Raw genomic sequence first — 11,264 nt, 5'->3', positions numbered from 1 at the left:
CATACTTATTATTAACTAAAAAGTTATCTTTGCAACCATATTTATAAGTTAATCTAATAATGCAAAAAAAATCCACTCTCTTGTATGCTGCCTTAGCATGCATGCTTACTGGTAATATTGCTTTAGCCCAACAAGTAATCACTGGTAAAATCACGGACGGGAAACATCCCATCGCCGGAGCAACAATTTTGGTTTCTGGAAGTAAAATCGGGACATCTTCGGATGCCAATGGTAATTTCATCCTAAAAACAGAACACAACAATGGACAATTAGAAATCAAATACATTGGTCATGCAACACAGTCACTTACATTTTCGGAAAAAAGTACTATCGGAACGATAATTTTAGTTCCTACTGCAGATCAGTCTCTGGATGAAATCGTTATTGTCGGAAAAGGGGTAATTGATATCGCTGAAGGCAGACAAACGCCAATCGCTGTATCTACTATCCGTCAAGAAGAAATTGAAGAAAAGGTAGGTGCACAGGATATTACTGCTGTATTAGCAAATACTCCATCTATTTACATTACGAGTCAGGCGCGTGGTTTTGGTGAATCGTCTATGACTACCCGTGGTTTTGATCAATCCAACACCGCTTTCCTATTAAATGGACAACCCATCAATGGTATGGACAATGGTCGCGTTTATTGGTCAAACTGGAATGGTCTAGCTGACATTGCTTCTTTAGTACAGATTCAACGTGGATTAGGATCTTCCAAACTTGCGATATCTTCTGTAGGTGGTACAACAAACTTTGTTACCAAATCAACAGATAAAAAAGTAGGGGGAGGCTTTAGTCGCACTATTGGTAATGACATGTACCGTAAATCGACCTTAGCTTACAATACAGGTTTGCTAAAGAGTGGATTTGCTGTATCAGCAATGATTACAGACTGGCGTGGAGATGGTTATATGGACAGAACCGAAGGAGCTGGTCAAAACTACTTTTTATCCGTCGGATACAAAGTAAACGAAAAGCACAACTTGAACTTTATGGTAACTGGTGCACCACAATGGCATAACCAAGGTTATACATCGAGATTAAGCAATTTCCTAAAAAATGGACGTAGATACAACGACAACACAACTATAATCAACGGTGTAGAAATGAATCCACGTAAGAATTTCTACCATAAACCAGTTGCTAATCTTAACTGGGATTGGCAAATATCAGACAAAGCGTCTTTATCTACAGTAGTGTATGCTTCTATGGCTAGAGGTGGTGGTCAGTCTTACCAAAAAGCGGATAAAACTTTTTCAGCGCCTTTATTAGTTGCAGACGTTAACAACCATCAGTGGTTTGGTATCGTTTCTAATTATAACCGTAAATTGAATGACTACTGGAATTTCAATATTGGTTTTGACTTACGTGATTACAAAGGTGAACATTACAAACAAGCAACTGACTTACTTGGAGCTAACAGCATAGGTCACCAAGGAAATGTTAATTTACCTGGAATCACTAACATCAGCAACACCTATGCGACAAATCCTTGGAAAACTTGGGGTGATCGCCCTAAAAATGTAGAAGACCGTCTTGCTTGGGACTACGATCAAATGATACGTTATGGAGGAGTCTTTGGACAACTTGAATTTGCAAAAGACGGATTTACAGCTTTCTTCCAAGGATCCGCTTCACAACAACAGAATATCCGTGAAGACTATTACTTGTACAAAATAGGAGAAGGTAGATCTGAAAATGTAAACAATTTCGGGTATAATGCCAAAGGGGGATTAAGTTACACGTTAGACCAACACACCCTATTCGGTAATGCAGGTATCTACTCTAGACAACCGTATCAAAATAACATTTTTATGAATTATAGAAATGATATAAACACCAATGCGGAGAATGAAGAAATCATCGGTTTAGAACTCGGTTACAAATTTTCTTCAGAGTACTTTGACCTCAACCTTAATGCTTATCGTACAACTTGGGACAACCGTGTTACGGGCAGCTCTTCACGTGCTACAGCCAATGACGTAAAAAAATACAACCCTGCAAATGACCCTGCAATTCTTGCTGAAAATGATTATTTGTACTTCTCTAACTACGGGGTTAAACAAGTACACCAAGGTTTGGAACTGGACTTTGTAGTTCGTCCTTTCAAAGGCTTCCGATTAAAAGGTTTTGGTTCATTAGGTGATTGGAAATATGACGGAAACGCAACGACTATCGTGCGCAACGAAGCTCGTGTTGAACTTGCCACAACATATCGTGACTTGACTGATGTACACGTGGGTGATGCCGCACAGACTTCATTTGGTGCAGGAGCAAAATATTCTTTACCAATGGGATTGTCTTTTGACGCTGATTATAGACGTTATGAAAGGCTATACGGTAGCTTACCTAAAGTAGGGAGCACACTTCATTTACCAAACTACGAATTGGTGGATGCTGGTATATCGTACAAGCTTCAATTAAGCCACAAAAACACACTGAGTATAAGAGCAAACGTAAACAACCTGTTTAACAGCTTGTATATTACAGATGCTACTTCAAATGTAGAATCAAAACCAGATGCTACTTATTGGAAAGGTATTGACACATCCAATTTCGTATTAATGGGATGGGGTCGTACTTGGAACGGATCAGTGAAAATGTCATTCTAATCCTTTTGCCAGAATAACATAAGAAGAATAAAGAGGGGGCTTTATAAAGTCTCCTCTTTTTTTTAAGAAAAATTACTAAATGAGTCTACATAATCTAAGGAAATTATCTGTTCATTCATCATCCGTACACGCTTCTTTCGACTCGATATCTCATACATTACGGTCAACTTTTCTCCTTTTTTTTCAATACCTTTCCGTAGAAATGCGATACTAGTATCCCTTAAAAAGGTTTCAAACTCATGCAATCTTCCCATTTTATTATCGATAAAGGTTACGTAAATCGTCTTTGAAAAATAAACATTCGATAAGAATGTTTCCATCTTTTGGAATAACGACAACACAACGACCATGAGTATCGCAAGCCCAATAGCTAACGTAAACTGACCAAATCCAACGAGCATGCCCACAGCAGCCATGGTCCATATTACCGCTGCTGTAGTAAGTCCTTGAACAGAAAATTTGCCCTGATATATAACCCCCGCACCTAAAAAACCTATGCCGGTTACAATATTGGCCGCAATTCTATCATCCGAGAGATTACCTAAGCGAGATCCCATCGTAAAGATTGTTGCACCGAGGCAAATCAAAATCACCGTACGAAAGCCTGCCGATTTATTCCGATATTCACGTTCCATCCCTACCACAGAGCCACAAAGAAGAGAAACTAAAATTGTTTGAAAGTTTTCGTTCGAAATTAAATCATCAATCATATCGTTATTAAGGTAAATCTATTATAGTATAAAATTAACTGCATACGCAACGTGCAATCCTTGGGAAAGTTATCTATAAACCCATAAAAAAGCAAGAAGATTATTGCAGTTTAACCTACTAAAGTTTACATTTATATCAACTTAGATATCGAATATTATGAACTTAAAAGGAAATCATCCCAACGTGCGAGGACAGCGCTATCGTACAATTCAATTTTCCTTGTGGAACAAAACTATCCGGATAATTTTTATTTCCTTCACACTACTGTTAGGCGCCTGCGCTTCCTACAATAATTCTTCTTTCTCTTCCCAATTGAGACACAGCAACTGCAATCAACAAAATATATACAGTTATAGTGAAAATGATTTACCGACCCCACTCTATCAATTACAAATAGATAGTGTGCTCAACTCCAAAATATCGAGAAAGAGTCTTAATATAGCAAATGCTATTGGTATTATAGACCAGTTGACTAAATATGCCAACACCAAAGAACACAACAACGTCGCATCTGTCGAACAGAAACTAGATAGGGTTAGTTTAAAACTGGACATCTTTCAGAAAATAAATAATGCTTCGTTGATCGTATCGGCCGTCTCTTCGGAAATGGACTGTGAAGAAGAACGTACCAGTCAAATAGCCAACTTTTTAGAAGGCAAACAAAGTGACCTGGAATCAAGATTAACCATTAGCGCTATTGTCATCGGTGCCAGTGGTGCTATCGCGACCGGCGGGACCATCAGTAACGAGCGAGTCAGTAATACCATAGGTATAACCACAGGTATCGCTGAAGCCTCTCTGGGTCTATTAATGTTATTTAATAAACGTAAAATTGATTTTTACCACGAACGAAATGCCTTGAAGGATGTATGGCTCGGTAGCGATACTTCTACAAACTTTCCTCCGTTTATCTGGTACTATCTCAACTATGCCGATCCTAATGTTACCGAAAGTAAATCGGTACGGCTTCAGATAATCGAAAAATGGAAAAATTTTGGTCAAATTGATGAAGATGATGACAAAGAGCAACTGGATGGATTATATTTCGGAAAAGGCGGTAAATATAATGCGGACCAGCTCAATAACCGTGCGGATATGTATGATCAAGTAGAGTCCCATATTAATTTACTAAAGCAAGAACTGATGGCACTCTCGCTCGAAATCGAAAAACTATAATAAGTAAAGGACACCGTTAATGTAATATTTTTGTCGAAAAACGACATGAAAGATCAATCTTAATCGCTAATTAACATTGATATTATTAATATTGGATATAATTAAAACTAAAAACTCATGAAACTAGTTAAAACAGCTTTATTTGCTGCGGCATTGTTCTCCGCACAATTTACTTTTGCACAGTTTAAACAGACTCCCTTGCCATATGGATACAATGCATTCGAAGAATCAATTGATGCAAAAACCATGGAGATCCATTATTCAAAACACGCAGCAGCCTATACAGCCAATCTTAATAAAGCAATAGCAGGAACAGCAACTGAAAAAGAAAGCATCGAAACACTTTTATCCAAAATTTCGGGACAAAGTGCAGCCGTGAGAAACAATGGTGGTGGGCACTATAACCACGAGCTTTTCTGGACGATCTTAACACCAGAGAAAAACACAAAACCTTCCGACAAACTAGCAAAAGCAATCACAGAAACTTTCGGTTCTATTGATGCCATGAAAGAAAAAATAAATGCTGCTGGAGCTGCTCGTTTTGGATCAGGTTGGTCATGGTTAGCCGTTGATAAAAACGGTAAGTTATTTGTTAGCTCTACTGCTAACCAAGATAACCCACTAATGGATGTTGTTGAAGAAAAAGGAACGCCAATTCTTGGATTGGATGTCTGGGAACACGCTTATTATTTAAAATATCAAAACAAACGCGCTGACTACTTGGCTTCAATCTGGAGCATTATCAACTGGAAAGAAGTAAGCAACAGATACGAAAAAGCTTTGAAAAAATAAGCATACATAAAGAAGGCATCCCTTAGGGATGCCTTCTTTATGTATGGAGTCACTAAACACAAGTGTTTCTGGTTTAAGCAGTAGTCGCTCCAAGTGCCACATATCCTCTTGGATACATTTTATTAGACAGATACGGAGCTAATTACCCGCATAAATGATTTCTAATTACTATTGATTGTATTTGATCTCATATTTCTAGCTTAACAACTAACGTACCAATCGCTCGATTGTCTGTTCCAGGTCCACTAAGTCAAATGGTTTAGGCAGATAGGCTTCAGCTCCTGCCCTATTCGCTAATGATTCTATATCACTATTCGCAGAACAATACACAACAGGAATATGTTTAAATTTAGAATTGTTTTTCAATAGTTGCGTTGCTTCAATACCACCAATATCTGGAATCCAATTGTCCATTATTATAACATCAGGCATTGCCACTTCTACTCGCTCAATAATATCATGTGATGTCTCGGAAATCTCTACAGTATATCCAGAGGCTTCTAAAACAATAGAGAAAATACTCAATATCGTCTTATCGTCATCAAAAATCATGATTTTCTTACTCATAAATAGATCTCCTTTTTAAATTTTACTCTCCTAAATTATTAATATAAGCAGCCATATCTGAAGGAATCAATACATTATCGACCCGTAATTGCTGCAACGCCTGTTTAGGCATAAAATCAACCTCCGCCGTGCTAGGCTCCTGTACACAGATCACACCTCCATATTGTAAGATATAAGATAAACCTTCAACCCCATCGCTATTTGCCCCCGACAATAACAGAGCGACTGCATCAGCTCCAAATACCTGTGCCGCCGAATAAAAAGAAACATCGATTGAAGGTCTGGAGAAATTGACCTTTTCCGAAACATCTAAGGACATCGATCCATCACGTTCAAACAGCAAATGATAGTCCGCCGGAGCCAAATAGACTTTACCTTTCTCTAAATTCATTTTATCAGTCACTTCTACTACAGGCAACGTGCTATAGGCATTCAGTAGCATACTCAAGGTACTTTCAGGGTACGCCTTTCGATGCAAAATTATAATGATACTCAGCAAAGAATTGGGATCAAGCTGAGGTAAGATCCCAAGAAGTACATGTATGCTTCCTGCGGATCCACCAATTAACACAACTTTTGATCTACCTGTCATATATTTCAGTGCTTTCTCCAAATTTTCTCTTCACTAACCTGTCTGTACCGCCCCTCTATGCTCGAAAAGCGTAACGTTTCTTTTGTACCTAAAGCCAGATACCCTAGATTTTGAAGACTTTCGTCAAAAACTCTAAACACACGCTCCTGTAGGTTCTTGTCAAAATAAATCAAAACATTTCGACATAATATCAATTGAAATTCATTAAAAGAACTATCCGAAACCAAGTTATGCGTGGAAAATATCATTCTTTCGCTCAATGAAGAGTCAAATTTAGCAAACTCATACCCAGCGACGTAATACTGGGAAAAGTCATTCTTTCCTCCAGAGAGAATATAATTTTCCGAGTATAATTTCATCTGATTCAATGGAAATATTCCATTAGCGGCTTTTTCTAGGACAGTAGGATTAATATCCGTAGCATACATCAATGATTTATGATACAGATTTGCCTCTTTAAGCAATATTGCAATCGAATACGCCTCTTCTCCGGTGGAGCATCCAGCGATCCAGATACGGATCAATGGATAGGTTCCAAGCCTGGGCATCACCTCGTGTCGGAGCATTTTATAAAAGCTCGGATCCCTAAACATTTCGGTCACATTTACAGTGATTTCTTCAATAAATCGCTGTAAGTATGAACTGTCATTAACGACCCGATACCGTAGCTCCGCAAAACTCGAAAAACGATCAACAAGGCAAATTCTATTCAACCGTCTCTTGAGAGAAGCCTGGCTATACTGTGTAAAATCATAGCCATACAGTGTTGCTACATCATTAAGTAACAAATTGATTTCTTCGTCTTTCAAGATATCCGGTTCCAGCATCACATCCACTTTTTTATTACATCCAACAAAACATCCACCTGTATCGGCTTTGAAACATAATCATTCGCTCCCGATGCAATACATTTCTCCCGATCACCACTCATTGCTTGAGCTGTCACAGCTATCATTGGAATTTTGGGATATTTAGCAGAGTTTCTAACCGTGCTTATCGCTTCATACCCATCCATATCAGGCATCATCATATCCATCAAGACCAATCCAAGTTGATTATTTTCTTCAATTATTTGTAGCGCTTCTCTAGCATCTTGGCATGATATAACTTTATATCCTTTAGCTTTTAATGTAAGCTCAAGTGCGAAAATATTACGCACATCATCGTCAACTATCAATATCAAGTTTTTGATTTCCATTTCCAACAAATCATACTTTAGATTCATACAACCATACGCGCAATAAGGAAAGCAATTGATCCTTATCAACAGGTTTCGAAATATAGTCCGAAGCCCCTGCTTGAATACATTTTTCACGATCCCCGATCATTGCCTTAGCCGTGACCGCTATTATTGGTAACCGGGCAAACGCAGGCATTTTCCTGATTTCCCTTATCGTTTCGTAGCCATCCATCTCGGGCATCATCATATCCATCAACACGACAGCAATATTCGGATTTTGCTTTACTACATCCAATGCTTCTTTACCATTGGTCGCAGACAGAACTTCCATCTGATAAGGTTCTAATGTCTTGGTCAATGAAAAAATGTTACGAACATCGTCGTCTGCGACCAATACGGTCTTACCGACCAACACTTCACTCAAAGAGCCTAATTTATTGATCCGTTTCTTTTCGACATGTCCATTATTCTCTTCAACCAAATGTAAAAATAACCCTACTTCATCTAGAATACGCTGGAATGAGTGCGCCGTTTTTACAACAATAGAATCTGCAAACTGTTTGATTTTTAACTCTTCAATCTGTGACAATTGCTTACCTGTAAATACAATAATGGGCAGGTTCTCTAGACCTGGATTAGCTTTAATTGCTTCCAATGTTTGATACCCGATCTTATCAGGAATTCCCATATCCAATATCACACAATTTACATCTTCTGACAGCAATGCATCTACTGTCTCAGAAACATTTTCCTTGATCTCCGATTGAATATTGAAATTGCTCAAAAAATAGGATAGAGCGGTAGCGTGTTTTTCGTTTTCCTCTACAATAAGTACTTTTTTGGGGTTTCGGTTTAGCGCGTCCTCAATCCGTTCGAAAATCCGTCCAATCTCCTCAATAGCGATAGGCTTATTGATAAAATCTATAGCCCCTTTCATCAAGCTCTCGCGTTTCATTCTGAGCGAAGACATCATATGAACAGGAATATGCCGTGTTTTAGAATTATTTTTCAAATCATCCATAACCTGCCAACCGTCTTTTATCGGCAACTGAATATCTAACAAAATTGCCAAGGGCTGATACTTATCGGCTATTTCCAAGACAAGATCACCTCTTACCAATACAATACCCTTATATTTTTGTTGTCTCGTATATTTCAACAATGCCTTTGCAAAATTTGTATCATCTTCAACAATCAAAATCAATTTATCTCCCTCTCGGATGTTATCTCGATCATCAGCTACATCTTCCGGTATCTCTATCGTACGATATGATAAAGAATCAATAGCGATAGGATCCTCAACTGTGGACACAGGCTCCTGCGGTACCAATTCTATATCTGCAGAATCGACTACAACCGTCTTGCTTTTGTCCAGCGGGATTGCAATCGTAAAAGTACTTCCTTCCTCCGGCTTACTCACTAAAGTAATCTCTCCCCCAAGTAGACGCATGATCTCCCTACTGATAGAAAGACCAAGCCCGGTCCCACCAAATTTTCTTCTTGTCGAACCATCTGCTTGTTGAAAGGCTTCAAAAATCAATTTTTGATTATCCGGGCTAATACCGATACCCGTATCCTTTACAGCAAATTGAATAAAATTGGAATTGGTACGACATGAGCTCACTCGAAACGAGACACCACCTTCAATTGTAAATTTAATCGCATTAGATAATAAGTTTCGAAGTACTTGTTCCAACCTAAGTTTATCGGTCTCGATAATATCAGGAATACTATCATCTATATCGATAGACAAGTCGATTCCTTTCTCCTGTACCAATGGGCGAAATAGACTTTCTAATTCCTTACAAAGTGCCGAGATACTAACTTGTTGATATTCGAGATCCATTTTTCCCGCTTCAATCTTAGAAAGATCCAAAATTTCATCTATCAGCGTTAATAGTCCTGTTCCTGAACTCTGAATGACATTAGCGGATTCCACTTGTTCATCTGTCAGATTCTCTTCGACATTTTCGGACAACAAGCGTGAAAGCAATAAAATAGAATTTAGCGGCGTGCGTAGCTCATGAGACATATTAGCCAAAAACTCTGATTTATATTTCGTGGTGAGAGCCAATTCCTCGGCTTTCTTTTGAATTTCTTCATTCCTTGAAGCAATGAGCTCATTCTTCTCTTCCAACAGCTTGGATCGCTCTTCAAGTTCTTGATTACTCTGTAACAGTTCCTCTTGCTGTACACGAAGCTCTTCATCAGAGGCCTGCAGTTTTTGTGCTTGGGCTTCTAGCTCAGTGTTTAGATTTTCCAACTCACTATGTTGCGTTTGCAGTTCTTCCGACTGGGCTTGCGTCTCTTCTAATAAATTTTGGACCTTATTTCTTCCATGAGCAGCCAATAACTCCAAAGCTATAATTCTACCTGCTTCTTCAAAAAACGAAACAGTTAACGCTTCAAATTTATCAAATGTGCCCAATTCAAACACACCATAGCATTGTCCCTCCAGCATCAATGGTAACCATAAGATATGCTTTAGTTTCAACTGTCCGTTCGTAAAACTAACCGTAAACTCCGAGTTATCAATATCCTCCAAAAGTTTAATACGCTTGTCCAAAAAGACTTGCCCCACAATCCCTTCGCCAAATTTCAAATTCTCACGCATCTGCCCCTCTAACCCATAATAACTTCGCAACACTAACTGATTCTTATCTAATAAATATAAAGCACCATTAATGCAACGCCCATAGTTAATTAAATGAGCTAACGCATCTTCCGCGATCATACGTTCATTTTTATTTCCCACTAGAACTTCATTTAGGAGTGCCAATCCAGTTTGCTTCCACTCATTATCATGTATTTTTCCAAATGCATTATCTAGCGAAATTGTCATTCCATTAAGCGAATTTGCTAAACTGCCCAACTCATCTTTTTCAGCATCATCAACCCGCACAGAATAATCTCCAGCAGAAACTCTCTTAGCAATCTGTTCGATCATTCGGACTCTGGTTCTCATTTCCTCATCCTTCTCTTTAAGTATGTTCTGAAGTTTTTCACGCCTTCTGAATTCACCACGAATCTGCATATAAAATACGATAGTGATTAACAAAGAGAAAATTGCGGCTATCACAATAAATATAGAGGTAATATTAGAAGAGCTGTCCAGTTCTGCATTTTGCTTCTTTAAGACAACATGTTCAGCTGTTAAAAACCGCTCTATCAGATTCCGGCAACTGTCCATATAGACCTTGCCCTCTTCCAGTTGTTCAGATGCTATATTTATGCCTGCCCTCTTTTGCTTTTCCCATTTGCCTAAAATAGACATTCTCGTGTCTACCAAAGATGATAGGCTATCCAAACGTAGCCCTTGATTTGATTCTTTAGACAGCAATGATCTCGCGTCACGAAAGGATTGAGGCAATGAGGCTTGGCTCTTCAAATATGGTTCTAAAAAAGACTCCTTATTGGTGAGATAGAATCCCCGCTGTCCAGTTTCCGCATTCTGAAGATCAATAAGAATATGATTTACAGATTGAATCAATTGTTGTGTAGTGACCAATTGATTCCGGTTATCAATCTGCTTTTTAATACTGATATAAGAAGCCGTCGAACTTGCAATAAGAACAAGCAATGAGATTCCGAAACCTATCTGTAATTTTCTGATAATTTGTTTAGGCATCCTTCC

The 11,264-nt window shown here is 38.4% G+C and carries 9 protein-coding genes; 3 read left to right on the top strand and 6 right to left on the bottom strand.

From position 1 onward, the window contains the following. The first annotated feature begins 59 nt into the window (after positions 1-59). Positions 60-2,612 carry a TonB-dependent receptor gene (locus G7B20_RS01550; RefSeq protein WP_164108275.1) on the top strand — a complete coding sequence of 851 codons (2,553 nt, stop codon included), beginning with the start codon at positions 60-62 and terminating at the stop codon, positions 2,610-2,612. Positions 2,613-2,674: 62 nt separating this feature from the next. On the opposite strand, the gene G7B20_RS01545 is transcribed toward G7B20_RS01550, so the two are convergent. Next, entirely contained in the window at positions 2,675-3,322 is a 648-nt protein-coding gene (locus G7B20_RS01545; RefSeq protein ID WP_164108274.1) for an MgtC/SapB family protein, read from the bottom strand. Between the two features lie 157 nt (positions 3,323-3,479). Here G7B20_RS01545 and G7B20_RS01540 point away from each other — a divergent pair, with 157 nt between their 5' ends. Further along, positions 3,480-4,499 carry a hypothetical protein gene (locus tag G7B20_RS01540; RefSeq protein WP_164108273.1) on the top strand — a complete coding sequence of 340 codons (1,020 nt, stop codon included), beginning with the start codon at positions 3,480-3,482 and terminating at the stop codon, positions 4,497-4,499. Between the two features lie 117 nt (positions 4,500-4,616). Further along, positions 4,617-5,291, top strand: a complete 675-nt coding sequence (locus G7B20_RS01535; protein ID WP_164108272.1) for a superoxide dismutase — start codon at positions 4,617-4,619, stop codon at positions 5,289-5,291. 207 nt (positions 5,292-5,498) lie between these two features. Here G7B20_RS01535 and G7B20_RS01530 read toward each other — a convergent pair whose 3' ends face one another. The 5 genes from G7B20_RS01530 to G7B20_RS01510 are packed head-to-tail and all read right to left on the bottom strand — an operon-like array spanning position 5,499 to position 11,258. Beyond that, positions 5,499-5,858, bottom strand: a complete 360-nt coding sequence (locus G7B20_RS01530) for a response regulator (RefSeq protein WP_164108271.1) — start codon at positions 5,856-5,858, stop codon at positions 5,499-5,501. 22 nt (positions 5,859-5,880) lie between these two features. After that, a complete protein-coding gene (locus G7B20_RS01525; RefSeq protein ID WP_164108270.1) occupies positions 5,881-6,450 on the bottom strand; it encodes a chemotaxis protein CheB in 570 nt (189 codons plus the stop codon). A gap of 5 nt (positions 6,451-6,455) precedes the next feature. Next, complete coding sequence (locus G7B20_RS01520) at positions 6,456-7,277, bottom strand: CheR family methyltransferase (protein WP_164108549.1); 822 nt, start codon at positions 7,275-7,277, stop codon at positions 6,456-6,458. Further along, on the bottom strand, positions 7,277-7,675 hold the full coding sequence (locus G7B20_RS01515; protein ID WP_240458403.1) for a response regulator: 399 nt from the start codon (positions 7,673-7,675) through the stop codon (positions 7,277-7,279). The genes G7B20_RS01520 and G7B20_RS01515 overlap by 1 nt, the downstream gene beginning before the upstream one ends. After that, entirely contained in the window at positions 7,659-11,258 is a 3,600-nt protein-coding gene (locus G7B20_RS01510) for a response regulator (RefSeq protein WP_164108269.1), read from the bottom strand. The genes G7B20_RS01515 and G7B20_RS01510 overlap by 17 nt, the downstream gene beginning before the upstream one ends. Between the last annotated feature and the right edge of the window lie 6 nt (positions 11,259-11,264).

The sequence above is a fragment of the Sphingobacterium sp. xlx-96 genome (genome assembly GCF_011007365.1).
Taxonomy (GTDB): domain Bacteria; phylum Bacteroidota; class Bacteroidia; order Sphingobacteriales; family Sphingobacteriaceae; genus Sphingobacterium; species Sphingobacterium luzhongxinii.
Note: the sequence above shows the minus strand (reverse complement) of the source record. Positions and strands in the feature narration are given on the sequence as shown.